Source organism: Pseudidiomarina indica, assembly GCF_900104245.1.
In the GTDB taxonomy this organism is placed as follows: domain Bacteria; phylum Pseudomonadota; class Gammaproteobacteria; order Enterobacterales; family Alteromonadaceae; genus Pseudidiomarina; species Pseudidiomarina indica.
In genome coordinates, this window is sequence record NZ_FMXN01000011.1 from 50,912 (window position 1) to 70,454 (window position 19,543).

Consider the following 19,543-nt stretch of genomic DNA (forward strand, 5'->3'; position numbering starts at 1 on the left):
ATGAAAATAGACGCTTCCATGTTAACGGCCACTGAAGTTGAACAATGGTTGAATACCTGGCGCAGTAACGGTATCCACGTACAAAGCCATGAGCTCATGTACTACCGTAGTAAAGTCGCAGCATTTCAACGATTCCGCCGGTTACACCCACCACCCGGTCGGGGTGGCGCCCTACTCAGTCGCTTTAAAGGGCGCGGAATGGAGTTTGATGAGTACCGTCACTATCAAGCAGGGGATGATGTTCGCACCATCGACTGGCGCGTCACCGCACGTACCGGAACGCCACACACCAAACTATTTCGTGAGGAGCGAGAGCGCCCTGTCTTTGTCGCGGTTGATTTAAGTCATAGCATGCAGTTTGGCAGCCAATTGCTCTTCAAATCGGTGCAGGCCTGCCATCTTGCGGCGGTGGTTGCTTGGTTGGCGGTTGCTCGCGGGGATCGTATCGGCGCTGTGATTGGCAGCCAAGCCAGTCATGTTGAAGTGAAACCACAGGACCGTGAGCACGGCGCACAGCAAGTGATTCACCATTTAGTGGAACAGCAACAGGCAGCCGTGAACCATTGGCTACACCAGCGTCACCATCAAAATGTCTTTGCCGATACCCTTGCACGGGTGCAGCACATTGCACGTCCCGGCAGTATTATTTATCTGATCAGCGATTGGCAATCCGATGACCCTGCGTTGTGGCGCAGTTTGTTGGCTCTGCAGCGCCATTGCCAATTGGTTCCGTTTTTTGTTAGTGATCCGCTGGAACAAGAACTGCCCCACATCACTGGCACAGGGCAACTCAAATTAACCGATGGTGAGCAACAACTCACCATGAACCCAGCGAACGTCCAACAGCGTGAGCACTATGCCGCGGCACAAAGTGAGTGGTTACATTCACGTATTCAGCAATGGCGTAATCTGGGAGGGAACTTGCGCCACTTCAGTGCCGCGCAGCCCCTTGAATTACAATGGCCCGGAGAGATATTACGATGACCCTGCAAGCTCCCATTCATGATATCGTGGTGGCGCCAGCGGCACATTGGTGGCCCTTGGCCCCGGGTTGGTACCTGTTAGGTCTGGTCGCCATCACCGTAGGCCTGATCGCCATGATCGGCTGGGCTCGTCGCTACCTGCGCTTGCGTCCTCGACGTCTTGCCATCCAACAGCTCCAGCAACAGGCCCCGACGCGCGTCACCGAGATTACCCTGTTGCTCAAACAAGCCGCCTTGGCGTATCACTCGCACGCTGCCATGGGCGTGTGGTGGGAGTTTTTAGCCAAGCAATTGCCACCCTCCCTACGGCAAACCTATCAGCCATTGCTACAAAACTTAGCCACCATCAGCTATCAACCGCAGTCGCAGCAACAAACTTGGGTCGAGCCTTATCGCGAGTTTGCCTTAGTCTGGCTACAACAGGCTCTGCCACCGCGTCACCCTAATATGACGGAGCCTGGCCATGATTGAGTTTGCTTGGTGGTGGCCTTTATTACTATGGCCCATTCCGTTCCTTTATCGGTGGCGCCGTCGGCATTATCAACAACAGCACACCCCGTTAACCATCACGCGGTTACCCGCAGTTCTTAACGACACACCAGTCGTCGGGTCGCGCAGTTGGGGCTGGACCTTACTCGCCATCACGATCTGGAGCTTGTTGGTGCTTGCCTTGATGCGCCCACAGTGGTTAGGAGAACCGATTGTTGCTCATCACGAAGCACGTGAGATGATGATTGCCGTTGACCTTTCAGGCAGTATGGAGATTGCAGATATGGCGATTGCCGGGCAACAGGTCGATCGCCTCACCATGCTGAAGCATGTGATGCATGATTTTATTGAGCGGCGTGACGGCGACCGTATCGGCTTAATTCTGTTCGCCGATACCGCCTATGTGCAAGCACCCATGACCTTTGACCGTTCGACCGTGCAAAAAATGCTGGATGACACGGTATTACGCTTAATTGGTGAGCGTACCGCAATTGGGGACGCCATTGCTTTAGCCGTGAAGCGTTTTGCGGATCGTCCGCAAACCAATAAAATTTTGGTTCTAGTCACCGACGGACAAAATACAGCAGGCAACGTCGACCCTCTCCAAGCGCTTGAATTAGCGAAATATTATGATGTTAAAATCTATACGATTGGCGTGGGCGCGGAAGAAGTCATTATTGATGGTTTTTTTGGCCAACGTCGGGTGAATCCAAGTCGTGATCTTGATGAAAACCTCTTACGGCGATTAGCCGATGAAACCGGTGGCGCCTATTTCCGAGCACGGAGCACCGAAGAGTTAGAACAGATTTACGTCGAACTTGATGCCTATGAACCGGTTCAGGGAGATGCCCAGTTACGGCGTCCACAAACCGCTTTATTCTTTTGGCCCCTCGGTATCGCATGGGGTTTAATGCTGATTGCAGGCCTTATCCAAGCCTGGAAAAGCTGGAGGCAACATGGCTGAGTTTCATTTTATCCGCCCGTGGTGGTTGCTAACCATTCTACCAATTTTGCTACTCACTTGGTGGCTGTGGCGCGCGCGTCAACGCCAACATAGTTGGGAAACTGTTCTTCCGCGTCACTTACGACCCGTATTGTTGACCACCGAACAGCGACCATCGACCCATGGGCTAACGAGCATTTTTCTGGGGTTAGCATTAACAGTTAGCGCCATCGCGTTAGCCGGCCCCGCGTGGGAGCGATTGCCACAACCGGTGTTCCAAGCTCGTACCGGCTCCGTGATTGTCATGGATTTATCCATGTCTATGTATAGCACTGACTTAAGTCCCAATCGGCTCGGCCAAATGCGTTTTAAAGCAGCCGACCTCGCGACCCAATATTTAGACGGTGATATCGGCCTTATCGCCTACGCCGGTGATGCGTTTGTCATTAGCCCGCTCACGCCTGATGGGCAGAATTTGACCAACCTCATCCGTGCGTTGAGTCCTGATATTATGCCAACGCCAGGCAGTTATCCGCTGCGAGCGCTGGAAATGGCGGCCAAATTACTGGCCGATACGGGCTACCCGCAAGGTGACATTTATTGGTTTACAGATGGTATTGATGGGCGAGATCAACTTGATATCAGTCAGTTTATCAACAACACCCGGCACCGCTTAAATATTCTCGCCGTCGGAACCCCTGCTGGGGCTCCCATTCAATTACCGGATGGTCGATTACTGCGTGACCAAGCAGGGCAAATCGTGATCCCTGCCTTGCAGCCTGATGGCCTTTCCAGACTCGCCAAACACAGTGGCGGCCATTACAGCTTGATTCGCCCTGATCAACAAGATCTCCAGTATTTAGCTGCGGCTCGACAACTGGTTGAGGAAGGCACAGAGACCCACTTACAAGGCGGCGACCAATGGCTAGATCGTGGGCCGTGGCTGATTCCCATTGCGCTGCTATTGCTACTTCCGCTTGCTCGTCGGGGCGTTTTATTTAGTCTTGCGCCACTCATAGCAGTCGGTTTTTTGCTTCAACCTCTTGCCGTGCATGCGCAAGAGGCGGAGCAGCCACAACCCTTACGTTGGTACCAGAAGTTATGGCAAACACCATACCAGCAAACGGATCAAGCCCTTGCGGAGGGGGCTTATGACCACGCAGCTGCGATCGCACAAGATGCCTGGCAGCGTGGTACTGCCAACTATCGAGCAGGCCGCTACGAACAAGCCTTTGTCGATTTTAGCCAAGTTGATAATGCCGAAGGTTTCTATAATCAAGGCAACAGTCTGATGCAATTGGAACGCTATGCCGATGCGGTCTTAGCCTATCAAGCTGCTCTGAACCGTCGCCCCCATTGGCTTGAAGCAGAAGAGAATTTAGCCTTAGCGAAGGAACTCGCTGAACAGCAGCAACAAGAGCAAGAGCAACAGCAACAAAGCGGTGAGCAACAGGCCCCGTCAGATTCAGCCAACCCGAATCAATCAGGTGAAGGGGAATCGGGGGATGACACTGCAGAGCAGCAACCTGGTGATGACACAGAAAACTCGGATTCTTCGTCCGCTCCAGAAGATGAGGAACCGGCAGAAGCCAACGAACAAGAAGCTGCTGATGCTGAACAGGATGTCCACCAAACAGCTGAACAGCCCATGGAAACCGCTCTTGATGAGGCCGGTGATCCTGCCAGTGAGGAGCTACAGCAACAAATGCAGCAATGGTTAAATCGTATTGACGATGACCCAGCAATTTTATTACGTAACAAAATGCGTTATGAGGCCCAGCAAAGACGCCGTAGCGCGTTACCGCCAGGAGTTGAGAAATCGTGGTAATGAAACTGATTAAATTCATCGCAACGATCGGAATTGCGTTGTTCAGCCTAGCAATATCCGCACAGTCACCTGAAGTGATTGCCAGCGTCGATAAAAACCCAGTCATTCAGGGTGAACCCTTTATTCTCACGATCACCGTTGACGACGATGTGAGCGAGGCCACACTCAACATCCACGAGCAGTTACAAGATTTCCTCGTGCTGAGCACCTCATCGTCTAAACGCACGAGTGTCATTAACGGGGTGACCACCCGCTCGACCTCGTTTATGGTTCACCTGCAAGCTCCTGAAACGGTAGGAACCTTCCGCATTCCAGCCATCAAGATTCACGATAGCGCCAGTAACGCGATTGAACTCGAAGTCATTGATGCGCAAACTGCCGAGGCCACACTTGAACAACGGCCAGCATTCATTCGCACCATTCTCGACACCGAACAAGTGTATGTGCAACAACAGTTTAAGTTAATTTCTCGTTTGTATTTAAGCGCCAATCTTCATAGTGGGAATTTAACCGCCCCAACCACCGCGGACGCCGATGTGGTGCAATTTGGAGCCGATGAAGAGTCTTATGAAATCATCAATGGAAAACGTTACCATGTGTTTCAGCGGACCTATTTAATTACCCCACAACGGTCCGGTACTGTCACCATCGAAGGCCCTGTATTTAATGGCCAAATTGCTCGTGATGCGGCCCGTTCCTTATTTTCTGCCATCGCGAATACACAGCCGGTCAGCGCCAAAGCTCCCCCTACGCAAATTGAGGTGTTACCACGTCCGTCAAATTGGCAGGGGCATTGGTTACCCGCTGAATTGGTCACTTTAACCGTGGAGCAGGTAGAGCCGGAAGCTCCCATTAGTGTCGGCCAACCCATTACCCTCACCTATCGGTTAACTGCTCTAGGGGTTCGTCCAGAACAGTTACCCCAGTTCAATTTTTTCGATGATTTGGAGCAAGTATCGGTTTACCCCGAAGCACCTGAGCTGGGGAGTACGGTGCGCAATGGTAAGGTCATTGCCCAACGCAGTCAGACCTTAGCCGTGATTCCTCGTACTGAAGGTACCTTAACTCTGCCAGGCGCCACGGTGCCTTGGTTTAATACGCGCTTAGGGAAAATGCAATTGGCACAAACAGATGCCATCACTATCGACGTGGGGCCTGGCAGTATGCCGTTACCTAACCTTGCACCAAACCTTCAGCCGAGTATCGACACCGCAGCCGACAGCTTGCCCCACGAGCTTGATGTTGGCGTGGGAGCGAAAGGAGTGTCAGCCACGCCGACATCAGTCCTTGCCACTTGGCTGATGTTCCTGTTTGGCGGGTTGTGGGTGCTCACACTTATTGCTTTGGTTTGGCTGTGGCGCCGGACGCGACAAACGCCGCTCAGCGTAACCCAGGAACCCAATCTACTGGGCGGGACCTCGCTGCAAGAAATTCAACAAGCAGCCAAGGCCAACAATGCAAAATCTTGCGAAGATGCCTTGCGCCAATGGGGTCGCAACACATTAACGTTGCGGATGGATGACTTGTTAGAACTGGCAGATTATTTCCAGTATGAGCCACTCACCAGTCAGCTAGAACACCTTCAACAATGCCGTTACGGAGAATCAGCTGGCCCTTGGTTAGAAGGCAAAGCACTCTTACGAGCATTGACCGCAGCGTTACGACAGCAACCCCGGTCACGCGCTACCCAGCAAAGCTTACAACCGCTTTACCCCCAATAACGGATGTGGAGGAACCCCATAAAAAAGGGATGCCCATAAAAAAAGCCGAGTCATTGACTCGGCTTTTTACGATACGCTTTCCGTTATTCTTCGACCGCACCACTGCGGGTGTTAATGCGAATTTTAATATCCGCTTGGTCACGCAGTGCCTGCAAGAAAGTACCGTAACCTTGGTTGGTATAGCTAATCAACAGCTGATCAACCAACTGACTTTGAATACTTTCATCCACTTCACCCGGCTCAACGGCTGTTAATTGCACCACCGCAATCGCCCCTTGCGCCAATTCAGTCACCGCCACTTGGACGCTATTTTCGGCTGGAACCGCTTGTGCAAACAAGCTTTGCACCACGGCAGGAGGTAAGGTCATATCGCGACGCTCAATGCTCTCAATCGTCAACATTTCCTGAGTTGTAGCCTCGCCCTGACGCAATTGTTCAGCAATAGCTTCTGCATCAATTCGTGCCGCCAACTGTGCTTGCTCAGTCCGTACTTCATTTAACACCTCAGCGCGCACTTCTTCCAATGGACGAACATATGCTGGCTGATAGTCTACCACACGGACCACCACAGCTTGCTTATCATTGACTTCGATTAAATCACTGTTTAATCCTTCATCAATAAAGTCACGATTAAACAACTGCTCAAACACGGCCGGATGATTTAATGCCGTCGGTGCATTATCGCGGCTAAACCAATCGCTGGTGCGAACCAAGACATCGGTTTCATCAGCCACTGGTTGTAGGGTGTCTGGCACATCAAAGGCAAGCGTCGACACTTTTTGCTGTAACTCATAATAAGCCTGACGCAGGCGGTCTTGACGCATCTGCGCGACAATTTCCTCACGAACTTCGTCGTAATTGGCTGCTTGGCCACGCTCGATATCCGTCAATTGAATGATGTGGTAACCAAAAGATGTGGCAACCACGCCAGTCATATCCCCTACTTCTTGCAACGCAAAGGCAGCGTCATCAAATGCTGGGTCCATGATGCCTGGCTCGATGAAGTCAAGATCACCGCCATTATCGGATGTGAAAATATCATCCGAGTACTCGGCTGCAACTGCGGCAAAATCAGCACCATCAGTTAATTGTGCCAATACTTCCTGAGCACGGGCTTCAGCATCTTCACGCTCAGCATCGATAAGAATGTGGGCAAAACGATATTGATCGGACGTTTCATAACGTTCTTTGTTTTGTTCGAACCATTCCTGAACGGCCGTTTCATCAATTTCGATACTATCGGCTAGTGCATCTGCATCGAGGGCGACAAACTCAACCTTCACTTGCTCGGCAACGTTAAACCGCTGCTGATTCAGTTGATACCATTGTTGGATCTGTTCGTCGGTGACTTCCACCGCCGCCAAATAATCATCGAGTTCAATAATACGATAGGCACCCGAACGTTTTTGATTCAATAATCGTTGCATTGCTGCCGCTTCATTGGGCAGTGCAAACTCCGAGCGAATCAACGACTGGATCAACTGCGAACGAGCTAAATCACTGCGCATCGTTTCAGCAAAACTATCCGGCGTGTAACCGAGCCCACGAAGTGTCATCTGGTAGGTGGTATTATCAAATTGCCCCGCGACTTGGAAAGCACTGATATTTCGAATTGCATCAATCACTTGTGCGTCAGATACTCGTAACCCCAAATCATTCGCATACATTTCGATCAGTTTTGCGTTGATCAAATCATCCAAGACACGCTGGCGTAACTGTTGATTGAACGCAGGGTCTGTGGCTAGCGATGCATAAAAGTCACCGAGTTGTTGCTGTTGGCGAGCGCGCTCACTATCCACCGCTCGATCAAACTCGATGCGAGTGATATCTTGGCCATTGACCTCAGCAATAGCAGGTTCAGGTTGACTGGTGATATAACCGCCCACGCCGGTTAGCGCAAACGATAAGGCGATAAATATCAGCACTCCTTTAAAAACCTTGCTATTCGCTCCTTCTCGAATCTTTTCCAACATATTTCAATAAACCTCAATTGTGCCCACGGTTGGTTGGGTATTATATCCGCAATTGCAGGAAAAAAATAACCCGAAGACTCGCTTCGGGTTATTTTTAAACATGAGTTGGCGGAGCGGACGGGGCTCGAACCCGCGACCCCCGGCGTGACAGGCCGGTATTCTAACCAACTGAACTACCGCTCCGCTGTCATTAATTTACCGCGTCTTTAAGCGCTTTGCCTGCTTTGAAAGAAGGAACTTTCGCTGCAGCGATTTGAATGGTTTGACCGGTTTGTGGGTTGCGGCCAGTACGCGCAGCACGCTCGCGAACACTGAAAGTTCCAAAACCAACCAATGCCACTTGGTCACCTTTCTTTAGAGCTTCGGTCACTGCTTCGATGAAAGAGTCTAGAGCACGTCCAGCCGCAGCTTTTGAAATTTCTGCTCCGTCTGCAATTTTATCAACTAACTGAGACTTATTCACAGTATCATCCCCTTAGATTGTTATTATCAGATTTGCATGGTTCCATTGCATTCTGCTTATATCAATGGGCCAGCGAAGGTTATAACAAGCTTAAACCAAGTGTTCAAGCCGTAGCGACAGATTAGCAGACAACTTCCTTAATAATCCATCGCTAAAGTGGCAAACCAGAGTCACTATGTGTTTGAGTCTGGACAATCACTTTGTCCCCTAGGCTACCACAAGATTTCGGATTGAGAACCCTTTTTAGCAATTTTTTTAACGAAAGAATGCGGGTTGCAGGCATTTTTTACCTTGCAAACCCGCATTCCTTCATTCAGCAGCTCTTTTTTTAACCAGCCGTCAGGTTTTTCTCTAACGCCACCGCTAGCACGTCATCAATCCACTGCACTGGAATAATTTCCAAATCGCCGATCACATTCGCACTGATTTCTTTTAAATCACGCTCATTCTCGGTTGGAATCAACACCTTCTTGATGCCGCCACGATGGGCTGCCAAGAGTTTTTCTTTCAACCCACCAATCGCAAGCACTTCACCCCGAAGAGTGATTTCACCGGTCATGGCTACATCGGCGCGCACTGGAACCCCTGTTAACGAACTGACCATTGCAGTGACCATCGCGATCCCTGCACTGGGGCCATCTTTCGGGGTCGCGCCTTCAGGTACGTGAATATGTAAATCGCGTTTCTCGTGGAAATCTTCTGCAATTCCCAACTTTTGAGCACGACTACGAACCACGGTGAGTGCCGTTTGAATCGATTCTTGCATCACGTCACCCAACGAACCCGTTGAAGTGATTTTCCCTTTACCTGCCACATTTGTGGCTTCGATGGTAAGCAAGTCTCCACCAACCTCAGTCCATGCGAGGCCCGTCACTTGGCCCACTTGGTTATTTTCTTCTGCGCGACCAAAGTCAAACCGCTGGACGCCCAAGAAATCTGCCAAGTTATCACCATTAATTTCAACGTGTTTAATGCTCTTATCCAGCACGATCTGTTTGACTGCTTTGCGACACAAACGCGAAATTTCACGCTCTAAGTTACGCACTCCAGCTTCTCGTGTGTAGAAGCGAATAATGCCAATAATCGCATCATCAGTCACAGTGATTTCTTTATTATTCAAACCATTCCGTTCAATTTGCTTAGGTAGCAGGTGTCGCTTGGCGATATTTAGCTTCTCGTCTTCGGTGTACCCAGACAAGCGAATCACTTCCATCCGATCCAATAAGGGACCGGGAATATTCATGCTATTTGAGGTTGCCACGAACATCACATCAGATAAGTCATAATCGACTTCTAAATAATGGTCGTTAAAGGCCACGTTTTGCTCTGGATCCAATACTTCCAACAACGCCGCAGCGGGATCACCGCGCATATCGGATGCCATTTTATCAATTTCATCTAGCAAGAATAATGGGTTACGAACTCCTGTTTTGGCCATTTTTTGAATCAGCTTGCCAGGCATGGAGCCAATATAGGTACGACGGTGTCCGCGAATTTCTGCTTCATCACGAACCCCACCCAATGCCATCCGCACGTATTTACGTCCGGTCGCTTTGGCAATGGATTGCCCCAATGAGGTTTTCCCCACACCGGGCGGACCCACTAAACATAAAATAGCTCCGCGGACTTTATTGGTACGCTGTTGCACCGCTAAATACTCAAGGATCCGCTCTTTCACCTTTTCTAAACCGTAATGGTCGGCATCTAGAATTTTCTCAGCATTCGCCAGATCCTTTTTGATGCGGGAGCGTTTTTTCCACGGCACCGAGACCATCCAATCAATATAGCCACGTACCACCGTCGCTTCAGCAGACATCGGTGACATCATTTTTAATTTTTGTAGCTCAGCACGGGTTTTCTTTTCCGCCTCAGCAGGCATTTGCGCATCAACAATTTTTTGCTGCAGCGCTTCAAACTCATCCGGTCCATCTTCCATTTCGCCCAGTTCTTTCTGAATGGCTTTCATTTGCTCATTCAAATAGTACTCACGCTGGCTCTTTTCCATTTGTTTTTTGACCCGTGAGCGAATTCGCTTCTCCACTTGCAACAGGTCAATTTCGCCTTCCATCAATGCCATGATGAATTCAAGACGCTCGCGCACATCGGTGACTTCAAGCACCCGCTGTTTGTCACGCACCTTGAGCGGCATATGAGCAGCCATGGTGTCGGCTAAACGGTCCGCCTCTTCAATTCCCGAAAGACTGGTGAGTACTTCTGGAGGAATCTTTTTGTTCAGTTTGACGTACCCTTCAAACTGATTGATGGCAGAGCGAATCATGACTTCTTCTTCTTTCTCATCCATCCGCTCAGATTCAAGGTAATGAACCTGAGCACGATAAAACTCATCTTCCTCTTCGAACTTCTCAATTTCGGCGCGTTGCATGCCTTCAACCAAGACTTTAACCGTACCGTCTGGTAGTTTCAGCAACTGCAAAATGCTCGCCACCGTGCCAATGGTATGAATATCTTCCTGGCTCGGTTCATCAATGGATGCGTCTTGCTGCGCTGTCAAAAAGATCTGTTTGTCTTGTGCCATGGCAGCTTCTAGGCAGCGAATCGATTTCTCGCGCCCAACAAATAATGGAATGACCATGTGCGGATACACGACCACATCGCGTAATGGCAATACTGGAATGCTCAACCGCTCAATTCGCTCTTCACTCATAAACTTCTCCAAGTACCCGGTTCGGACCATTGTCGGTCTATCTTAACTCTTAATATGTGGCGCTCCAGCAAAACTTCAATGGTTTGCACAAAAAAAGGGCCTAATTGGCCCTTTTTGCATATTTTTACACCTAAATGGGGCGTTTATTCACCGGCTGCGTGCTTCTCATTGCCCTGATTTGCATAAATCATGATGGGCGCTGATTCGCCACGAATCACTGATTCATCAATCACCACTTTGCTGACGTTAGTCGCGCTGGGTAAATCGTACATGGTGTCGAGTAGCACGTTCTCAACAATTGAACGTAATCCCCGCGCCCCAGTTTTCCGCTTCATGGCTTTACGCGCAATTGCACGCAAGGCATCTTCCCGGAACTCCAGCTCCACGCCTTCCATGTTGAACAAAGCACCATACTGCTTGGTCAATGCGTTTTTAGGTTCACGCAGAATCTGAACCAAAGCATCTTCGTCCAGCTCGGTCAATGTCGCAACCACCGGTAAGCGACCAATGAATTCTGGAATCAAGCCAAACTTTACTAAGTCTTCTGGCTCAACTTTTGCCAATAATTCACCTTCAGCTTGTGGCTTTTTGCTTTTCACCTCGGCACCAAAGCCAATTCCGCTGCCAACGCTGATACGTTGTTCAATGACCTTGTCGAGGCCTGCAAACGCGCCGCCGGCAATAAACAAGATCTTTGACGTATCAACCTGCAAAAACTCTTGCTGCGGATGCTTACGGCCACCTTGCGGTGGTACTGCGGCAATGGTTCCTTCAATCAGCTTAAGTAATGCCTGTTGCACCCCTTCACCGGATACATCACGGGTGATGGATGGGTTATCCGACTTACGTGAGATTTTGTCTATTTCATCAATATAGACAATGCCCCGTTCTGCCTTTTCCACATCGTAGTCACACTTCTGCAAGAGCTTTTGGATGATATTTTCAACATCTTCCCCCACATAACCCGCTTCGGTTAACGTGGTTGCATCCGCCATGGTAAACGGCACATCAAGAAATCGTGCAAGGGTTTCCGCTAAGTAAGTTTTTCCGCTTCCTGTCGGGCCAATCAGCAAAATATTACTTTTACCCAGTTCCACTGCTTCGCCATCAGGATGCTTCTGCTCATTGTTCGCTAAGCGTTTGTAGTGGTTATAAACCGCCACTGCTAACACTTTTTTAGCGAACTCTTGCCCAATCACATATTCATCCAGGTGATTGCGAATCTCGTGAGGCGTTGGCAAAGGTTTTGCTTCAACTTGGGTATCGACTGCTTGAACTTCTTCTTCCAGAATATCGTTACACAGCTCGACGCATTCGTCACAAATAAATACCGAGGGTCCGGCAATTAACTTGCGAACTTCATGCTGACTTTTACCGCAGAAGGTGCAGAATAATGGATTGGTTCCCTGACCTTCAGTTTTATCCGTCATTCTATTCTCCGCCCCGTTGGGTCAATACACTGTCAACAATGCCGTAGCTCACTGCTTCTTCAGCAGACATAAAATAGTCACGGTCAGTGTCGGCAGCGACTTGTTTTAAATCTTTGCCCGTATTCTCCGCCAAAATACGGTTTAATTTATCTTTGATATCTAAAATTTGGCGTGCGTGGATCTCGAAATCAGACGCTTGCCCTTGGAAGCCACCGAGCGGTTGGTGAATCATCACGCGAGCGTTGGGTAAACAGAACCGCTTCCCTTGTGCGCCACCAGCAAGTAAAAAAGCTCCCATACTTGCTGCTTGCCCCATACAGACAGTACTGACGTCAGGCTTCACAAAGCGCATGGTATCATAAATCGCCATTCCCGCTGTCACCGAGCCGCCTGGCGAGTTGATATAAAGATAAATGTCTTTGTCTGGGTTCTCTGACTCAAGAAATAGCAATTGGGCCACAATTAAGTTGGCCATATGATCTTCTACTTGTCCGCAGCAGAAAATAACGCGCTCTTTAAGCAAGCGCGAGTAGATATCGTACGAGCGCTCTCCCTTTGCTGTTTGTTCCACTACCATGGGCACCAAATGGGCCATAGTTTCTAGCGCCTTATCCGACATAGTCACAACTCCTGAAAATAAAAATGGCTCGTATAAACCCTATACGAGCCATTAAACCAAGTTGTCGCTCCTTCCGTCAACGATCCGTTGACAGGAAATGCTACGGCTTACTGTTTTGGGTTCATCAACTCGTCAAAGCTGCTCTTCTTCGCTTTAACGTTTGCTTGGCTAAGAATGAACTCAATTGCTTGCTCTTCCAGCGCGACATTACGAATTTGCTGCATCATGTCCTCATTACCTTTGTAATAAGCGATCACTTCAGCTGGATCTTCATACGCTGATGCAGTGGTTTCAATAATCTCGTCAACTTTTTTCTCATCCACGACCAACTCATTGGCACGAATGACTTCGCCTAGCAATAAGCCCACTTTTACCCGCTCTTTCGCTTGTTCTTCAAACAACTCTGCTGGCAATTGTGGGAACTGACCTTGATTACCACCGAAACGTTGCATCGCTTGACGACGTAACACATCGATTTCTTGGTCAATCATCGCTTTTGGCAACTCAACTTCGTTGGTTTCCACTAAGCCTTTCAATACTTGCTCTTTTACTTTGCCTTGAACCGCATTCTTCAGCTCACGTTCCATATTCTTACGAACTTCAGCTTTTAATGCCTCAACGCCGCCTTCTTTGATTCCAAATAAAGCAACGAACTCATCGTTCAACTCAGGCAATTCGCGCTCTTCAACTTTCTTGGCAACAATCGCAAACTGCGCTTCTTTACCTTTCAAATTTTCAGCGTGGTAATCTTCTGGGAAGGTGACCGTAATCGTCTTTTCTTCGCCAGTTTTCATTCCAATAATTTGGTCTTCAAACCCTGGGATCATTCGGCCTTCGCCTAATTCAAGGGCAAAGTCTGTGGCTTTTCCGCCATCAAACTCTTCACCGTCAATTGAACCGGTAAAGTCGATTGTGATGCGCTCACCTTTTTTCGATTTACGCTTAATTTCTTTCCAGGTTGAATGTTGTTTTTGCAGTGTTACCAGCATGTTATCAACATCTTTGTCTGTCACTGCAACGTCCGGCTTTTCCACGTTGATTTTATCTAACGCAGTCACCGTCACTTCTGGATAAACTTCAAAGGTCGCAACGAATTCGAAGTCTTTCCCTTCTTCATTCACTTTTGGCTCAATCGCAGGCATTCCTACTGGATTGATTTTTTCCTGCATCATGGCTTCGAAGTATTTGCTTTGCATCAGGTTCGATGCTGCACGTGCACGTGCCTCTTTACCAAACAACTTCTGTAAAACATTCGGTGGCACTTTGCCTTTACGGAAACCGTTAATTCGACGGTTGCGATACTCGTCTTTGAGTAGACGTTTTACTTCATTATCAATAACGTCCGCTGGCACGACGATGGTGGCGCGACGCTCTAATCCTTGGGTTGTCTCGACAGAAACCTGCATTGCTTTGTTACCTCGGCTTCACTATTGGCCTGAGCCCACTGTGTTACGGGACCCTTCAAAAAATGACGACGCATTATAACGAAGGCAATTGCCCACGTCGAGTAACATTGTGTATTTTTGAGGCGGCTTGAGTTAGGGCTTGCTAGCAGCCAGCATTTATTTGATATGTAGGGGCGCAATTTCCAGTCGGTTTCGTCCATTCTGTTTGGCTTGATAAGCAGCTGCGTCGACTTGCCGCAACAAGCTATCCCGAGTAGTGCCGGGGGCTGGGATGGTGACATACAACCCCATACTCACACTGACAGATAAGGTGTCATGCAGTTTTAGCTGCTGCACCTGAAGTCTGACTTTTTCTGCTTGCTCAACCAACTCGGAGGGAATTGCTTGCGGGCACACAACCAAAAACTCATCCCCACCAAAGCGGGCGACCACCTCACCGGAACGTTTAAAGTGAGTCTGTAAAATGGCAGCGACAGCCGTGAGTACCTCATCGCCATACACATGCCCATAGTGATCATTGATGCCTTTAAAGAAATCCACATCCACCATCAGCAGGGCTAACTGTTGTTGACCGCGAATGGCGCGCCGCAATTCAAAGTCGAGTGCTTCATCAAGACCGCGACGATTAACCAACCCAGTCAGCCCATCTTCACGCGCCAGCTGGGCCAACTTTGCGTTCGCTTCCAGCAATTTTTGTTCGGTCAAACGCAAGCGTTGTTCTGCTTCATGTCGTGCAATGGTATTGACGATCATATCAGCCACCAATCGCAACTGACGGATATCCCAATCCGTCCATTCCGTATACCGATTGACCAAATCACAGCCGACAAAACCGACGAGGCGTTGTTCTAAATACATTCCTACCGCCATCATGGAACCGATCTGTTCACGCACCAACTCGGACCGAAACTCACCCGCCTCACTGCCAAGCTCATGCACGTTGTTCACCACAAACAAGCCTTGATCGCGAATGGTTTCATAAAAATAAGCCATTCGTCGGGTCGGGATATTTTGTAATTCATGCTGATGCCCTTGAATGCCCTCATTGGTCCATTCATAGGTATTACTCATGGTGTGGTAATCATCACTAAAGCGGAATACATAACAACGATCTTTACGGTCACCGCGCCCTAATAAGGCTAAGGCTTCTTCGATATGGTGGTGAGATTGTGCGAGCGGAGAATTAATAAGCTTCGTGCTGATCGCAGAAATCAGCAGGCCAAAATCGGCGTCATCGCCTAATTTGCTTGTTGGAAGGGAAGGCTCCCATGGCATACCTGGCATTCTTCGCGTGCTCTTTTGATTTGTTTTACGCTACCGTGATTAAATTATAGCCTAAACCTTATCAATGTGAAGCAACGAGCGGTGAAGAGAGGAATGGTCGGCGAGACTGGATTCGAACCAGCGACCCCTTGTACCCAAAACAAGTGCGCTACCAAGCTGCGCTACTCGCCGACATCAATTTTTTGGAAATAAACCGAAGTGTTCATGAAATGGGGTGGCTGATGGGACTCGAACCCACGACAACCGGAATCACAATCCGGGGCTCTACCAACTGAGCTACAGCCACCACTAAAAATTCATTGTTGTTACCAGGGCGAACTGGCGCACCCGGCAGGATTCGAACCTGCGACCGACGGCTTAGAAGGCCGTTGCTCTATCCAGCTGAGCTACGGGCGCAATTCGCATGTTAGAAATGGTCGGCGAGACTGGATTCGAACCAGCGACCCCTTGTACCCAAAACAAGTGCGCTACCAAGCTGCGCTACTCGCCGCCGTACTTCTAAAAACATTCTTTAATCCCGTTCAGGACGCAGCCTGACAACGGGGGCGAATATTACCTGCTGGACCGCTAGGCGTCAAACACTTTTTTGTTGAAAACGCCCGAGTGATGAAAATACCAACAGAGTGACGGTTATTTATTCGCTTATTTTAAAAAACAAGAAGATAACCTTTTCAGTTAGGCTCTACAACCTTAGCAAAAAACGTGCGAAAATAGGAGCCCTTAACCTGTTCTTACCCTAACCAACCGGATAAAGGTGCTCCTGGCAATGACTGCGCAATATATAAATGGCAAACAAGTCGCTCAACAAGTTCGTGATGAAGTAAAAGAAGGTGTGGCGCTACGCCTCGCTGCTGGTGCTCGGGCACCCGGCTTAGCAGTCATCATGGTGGGGACCGATCCCGCGTCAGCAGTGTATGTTGGCAGTAAGCGGAATGCTTGTAATGAAGTGGGCATTGTTTCCATGGCCTATGATTTGCCAGAAACCACGACCCAAGCTGAACTAGAAGCATTAATTGATGAGCTCAACAAGGCTCCAGACGTCGATGGAATTTTAGTGCAACTGCCATTGCCCGCAGGCCTTGATGCACAAACAATTTTAGAACGCATTAATCCATTTAAAGACGTGGATGGTTTCCACCCATTCAACATGGGCCGTCTTGCGCAACGTAACCCTGCCCTACGTCCCTGCACGCCACGAGGGGTGATTACCTTACTCGAAAGCATTGGTTTAGATTTGCATGGTATGAATGCGGTGGTGGTTGGCGCATCGAACATTGTCGGTCGCCCGATGAGTCTAGAATTACTCCTTGCTGGTGCAACCACCACGGTCTGTCACCGTTTCACTCACGACTTGCGCACCCATGTCGAACGGGCCGAGATATTAGTGGTGGCGGTCGGTCGTCCACATTTCATCCCGGGAGAATGGATTCGACCAGGAGCCGTGGTGATCGATGTTGGAATTAATCGCCTCCCCTCTGGCAAATTAGTCGGTGACGTTGAATTTGACGTAGCCGTTGAGCGTGCGTCCTATATCACGCCAGTGCCCGGCGGTGTCGGCCCTATGACGGTAGCAACGCTCATGCAAAACACGCTCCAAGCGTGTAATACCTGGCATGCACCTCTGAAGACAGTCTAATGATTAGCTCGATAACCTGACAGCATTGGCCCTTGTCGCTGCACCCGTAGTGGCCACAAGGGCTTGCCGATCAGCCCCTCACGTAATTGACAAAACTGGTGGGCTGCTTGCCCATTCCAGCGCTGAGCTTGCTGCAATACACGGCCCACCCAAGGCACCTCCAATGGCAAGCACCACCAAATTTCTAACTGCAGTTGGCGTGCCGCCAACCAAGCCTCTGAATCGCGCACTTCAGCCAACCGCACCCGAGTGTGATCGACAGGAATTTCTGTCACCCATTGTTGGCTCCGCAAATCATAGCGCCGTTCGCGATACTGCTGCACTTGTTGTGCGGTTGGTGTCAACACTTGCACTCGGGCCGCTAACTGACCATGCAGCAATGCCTGCGCGGTGGCTTGCCAGACATCTTGACGCATCGTATCCGGCGAAACCTCAGCCCTTCCAGTCGTCTGTAATTGAGTGCCCGCCATGCCGGTCGCAAGCACCCGTTGCATCACTTTCACATCGCCATGATGAAGCTGGCCTGCCCGCAGAACATAATGGCTGGTATTAGCAAGCATTTGCTGGGCCCAAAATAACCATACAATTTGCAGCGCCGCCAGCGCCAGCCAAACAACTAAAGGCAAAATGAATAGTGCTTCGAGAAGCACTGCGCCACGTTCGGACGAGCGATTAGCATCTACCCTGTAATTCGCACTGGCGCCACAACTGACGATATTCATCCATCTCTCGTTTAAGCTCAGATAAACTGTAATAGGGCGTCACAACATCGGTGGCATAAAGCACATTTGTGGTCAAAACCAAAGTTTGCAACTGCTCACTGGTCAGGGTCTTCCCTTTAAAGTGCTGTGCTTCTAACGTCTCTGCACTGAGTTCCCCCACATCATTCACTTGTTGTTCCTGCATATCCAAATCAGTGGCCATTTGGTTTAGATAAGGGGAATCAGGCTGCTCTATACGATGCAAATAACGCTCATCGAGCTCAGCGAGCAATGGCTTCCAAATAGGAATCACCACGGTATGATCGCGGACTAACGCGCCGGCAAGTTGGCTCGCCAACCACTGTGCTTGAGCAATCGTGGGCGGTGACACTTGCAATTCCAACCAATGCTCTGCCAGCTGCAACTGCCATTCCTGTTGCCATGGACGGGTCAAATTGGTCGCTGCATCCCCCATTAAAGTAGTCATACTCGTTGGCGCTTCACCGTATTCCGCCCAATAGAGAGTAGCTGCGTGTCGTAACCATTCCGCATCCATCACCCATTGTTGACGAGTTTGTTGCTGCTGCTGAACCGTTTGTACTTGCTGCAACACCAACAGCAGCGCACCAAGTAATACCGTAGCGGTGATGACATCCACTAAAATCATTCCGTGTTGTCGCATCCAATCCTCACTGTTGCCGTGTAAACTGGCCATAACGCACCAGTTGTAACTGCAATCGCTGCCGTTCAATTGCAGCGCGCTGTTCAACCTCCGAGGGGGATGCTGCAACACTGAATTGTAGCCAGCGTTGCGAAGCTCCCAACAGTGCTAACACCCCCACGCCAATCACGAAAACTCCTAACACTAGTTCAATAATGAGACTTCCTCGTTGACGATAGGGCATGGTTTACCCCTGGAATCGCAACGTCAGCGTCCGACCAGAGAAGCTCGAGCTCAAGGCGTACTCGGTGAAATCCCGTGCCAAACGAGCCCCCTCAGCGGCTTGCTCAATTCCAGTGACAGTAATCACATAGACCGACTGATCGCTGCCATCCACTGCAATCGTCATATCACCGCCCCAAGGGTTAATTTTGGTACCCGCTCCCCAATTTTCAGGAATTGCTGCAATGCTGGACATGGCCGCCATACTGATCCCAGTTAAATCACCGGTTCGAGGACGCCAAATTTGCGCACCCGACTGAATCGTAACAATCTGCGACTTCGCTTCACTCACGCGCGAGTTTCCCACCGCCCAATCACGCAACGCGAGAGTGCCAATCGTGGCTAACGCGATGATTGATAACACCGTTAAAACTTCAATAAAGGTAAATCCTTTGCTTTGTTGCATGATTCTATCTCCTTGAATCATTAAATTGTGAATCACACGGCTCAGTAGTTCAG

17 protein-coding genes and 5 tRNA genes are annotated in these 19,543 nt (G+C 49.6%); 6 read left to right on the forward strand and 16 right to left on the reverse strand.

Features of this window, described 5'->3' with window-relative positions; genetic code table 11:
- Window positions 1-18 precede the first annotated feature (18 nt).
- From BLP64_RS08955 to BLP64_RS08975, 5 genes are read left to right on the forward strand one after another with little or no spacing between them, the layout of a single operon-like run.
- Window positions 19-984 (forward strand): DUF58 domain-containing protein, encoded by a 966-nt coding sequence (locus tag BLP64_RS08955; protein WP_176754958.1) that lies wholly within the window; start codon window positions 19-21, stop codon window positions 982-984.
- Window positions 981-1,454: a DUF4381 domain-containing protein gene (locus tag BLP64_RS08960; protein WP_176754959.1), complete on the forward strand. Its 474-nt coding sequence runs from the start codon at window positions 981-983 to the stop codon at window positions 1,452-1,454. Before BLP64_RS08955 ends, BLP64_RS08960 begins: the two co-directional genes overlap by 4 nt.
- Window positions 1,447-2,436: a vWA domain-containing protein gene (locus BLP64_RS08965; RefSeq protein ID WP_092593726.1), complete on the forward strand. Its 990-nt coding sequence runs from the start codon at window positions 1,447-1,449 to the stop codon at window positions 2,434-2,436. Before BLP64_RS08960 ends, BLP64_RS08965 begins: the two co-directional genes overlap by 8 nt.
- On the forward strand, window positions 2,429-4,243 hold the full coding sequence (locus BLP64_RS08970) for a VWA domain-containing protein (protein WP_092593727.1): 1,815 nt from the start codon (window positions 2,429-2,431) through the stop codon (window positions 4,241-4,243). The genes BLP64_RS08965 and BLP64_RS08970 overlap by 8 nt, the downstream gene beginning before the upstream one ends.
- A complete protein-coding gene (locus BLP64_RS08975; RefSeq protein ID WP_092593728.1) occupies window positions 4,243-5,964 on the forward strand; it encodes a BatD family protein in 1,722 nt (573 codons plus the stop codon). The genes BLP64_RS08970 and BLP64_RS08975 overlap by 1 nt, the downstream gene beginning before the upstream one ends.
- An 83-nt stretch (window positions 5,965-6,047) precedes the next feature.
- Here BLP64_RS08975 and ppiD read toward each other — a convergent pair whose 3' ends face one another.
- The 12 genes from ppiD to BLP64_RS09035 form a co-directional block, all read right to left on the reverse strand.
- Window positions 6,048-7,937, reverse strand: a complete 1,890-nt coding sequence (ppiD, locus tag BLP64_RS08980) for a peptidylprolyl isomerase (protein ID WP_092593729.1) — start codon at window positions 7,935-7,937, stop codon at window positions 6,048-6,050.
- A 106-nt stretch (window positions 7,938-8,043) separates the two neighbouring features.
- Window positions 8,044-8,120, reverse strand: a tRNA-Asp gene (locus BLP64_RS08985).
- A gap of 7 nt (window positions 8,121-8,127) precedes the next feature.
- Window positions 8,128-8,400: a nucleoid-associated protein HU-beta gene (gene hupB, locus BLP64_RS08990; RefSeq protein ID WP_092593730.1), complete on the reverse strand. Its 273-nt coding sequence runs from the start codon at window positions 8,398-8,400 to the stop codon at window positions 8,128-8,130.
- A gap of 328 nt (window positions 8,401-8,728) precedes the next feature.
- The gene (lon, locus tag BLP64_RS08995; RefSeq protein ID WP_092593731.1) at window positions 8,729-11,065 is read right to left on the reverse strand and encodes an endopeptidase La; all 2,337 of its coding nucleotides are present in this window, start codon (window positions 11,063-11,065) and stop codon (window positions 8,729-8,731) included.
- Window positions 11,066-11,208: 143 nt separating this feature from the next.
- Complete coding sequence (gene clpX, locus BLP64_RS09000; protein WP_092593732.1) at window positions 11,209-12,495, reverse strand: ATP-dependent protease ATP-binding subunit ClpX; 1,287 nt, start codon at window positions 12,493-12,495, stop codon at window positions 11,209-11,211.
- 1 nt (window position 12,496) lies between these two features.
- A complete protein-coding gene (clpP, locus tag BLP64_RS09005; RefSeq protein ID WP_092593733.1) occupies window positions 12,497-13,114 on the reverse strand; it encodes an ATP-dependent Clp endopeptidase proteolytic subunit ClpP in 618 nt (205 codons plus the stop codon).
- A gap of 107 nt (window positions 13,115-13,221) precedes the next feature.
- Window positions 13,222-14,520 (reverse strand): trigger factor, encoded by a 1,299-nt coding sequence (tig, locus tag BLP64_RS09010; protein ID WP_092593734.1) that lies wholly within the window; start codon window positions 14,518-14,520, stop codon window positions 13,222-13,224.
- Between the two features lie 156 nt (window positions 14,521-14,676).
- On the reverse strand, window positions 14,677-15,804 hold the full coding sequence (locus BLP64_RS09015; protein ID WP_092593735.1) for a GGDEF domain-containing protein: 1,128 nt from the start codon (window positions 15,802-15,804) through the stop codon (window positions 14,677-14,679).
- A gap of 94 nt (window positions 15,805-15,898) precedes the next feature.
- Window positions 15,899-15,975 (reverse strand) — tRNA-Pro (locus tag BLP64_RS09020).
- Window positions 15,976-16,014: 39 nt separating this feature from the next.
- Window positions 16,015-16,090 (reverse strand) — tRNA-His (locus tag BLP64_RS09025).
- Window positions 16,091-16,123: 33 nt separating this feature from the next.
- Window positions 16,124-16,200, reverse strand: a tRNA-Arg gene (locus BLP64_RS09030).
- Between the two features lie 17 nt (window positions 16,201-16,217).
- Window positions 16,218-16,294: transfer RNA gene (locus tag BLP64_RS09035), tRNA-Pro, on the reverse strand.
- Between the two features lie 276 nt (window positions 16,295-16,570).
- Here BLP64_RS09035 and folD point away from each other — a divergent pair.
- On the forward strand, window positions 16,571-17,440 hold the full coding sequence (folD, locus tag BLP64_RS09040) for a bifunctional methylenetetrahydrofolate dehydrogenase/methenyltetrahydrofolate cyclohydrolase FolD (protein WP_092593736.1): 870 nt from the start codon (window positions 16,571-16,573) through the stop codon (window positions 17,438-17,440).
- Here folD and BLP64_RS09045 read toward each other — a convergent pair.
- Genes BLP64_RS09045 through BLP64_RS09060 form a run of 4 tightly spaced genes read right to left on the reverse strand, consistent with a single transcriptional unit; the run spans window position 17,437 to window position 19,490 of the window.
- Window positions 17,437-18,162 (reverse strand): TadE/TadG family type IV pilus assembly protein, encoded by a 726-nt coding sequence (locus BLP64_RS09045; RefSeq protein ID WP_143001088.1) that lies wholly within the window; start codon window positions 18,160-18,162, stop codon window positions 17,437-17,439. The two genes, folD and BLP64_RS09045, sit on opposite strands and share 4 nt — an antisense overlap.
- On the reverse strand, window positions 18,113-18,823 hold the full coding sequence (locus BLP64_RS09050; protein ID WP_176754960.1) for a hypothetical protein: 711 nt from the start codon (window positions 18,821-18,823) through the stop codon (window positions 18,113-18,115). Before BLP64_RS09050 ends, BLP64_RS09045 begins: the two co-directional genes overlap by 50 nt.
- 7 nt (window positions 18,824-18,830) lie before the next feature.
- Window positions 18,831-19,046 carry a hypothetical protein gene (locus BLP64_RS09055; protein ID WP_092593739.1) on the reverse strand — a complete coding sequence of 72 codons (216 nt, stop codon included), beginning with the start codon at window positions 19,044-19,046 and terminating at the stop codon, window positions 18,831-18,833.
- A gap of 3 nt (window positions 19,047-19,049) precedes the next feature.
- Entirely contained in the window at window positions 19,050-19,490 is a 441-nt protein-coding gene (locus BLP64_RS09060) for a type II secretion system protein (RefSeq protein ID WP_233340141.1), read from the reverse strand.
- Window positions 19,491-19,543: the final 53 nt, after the last annotated feature.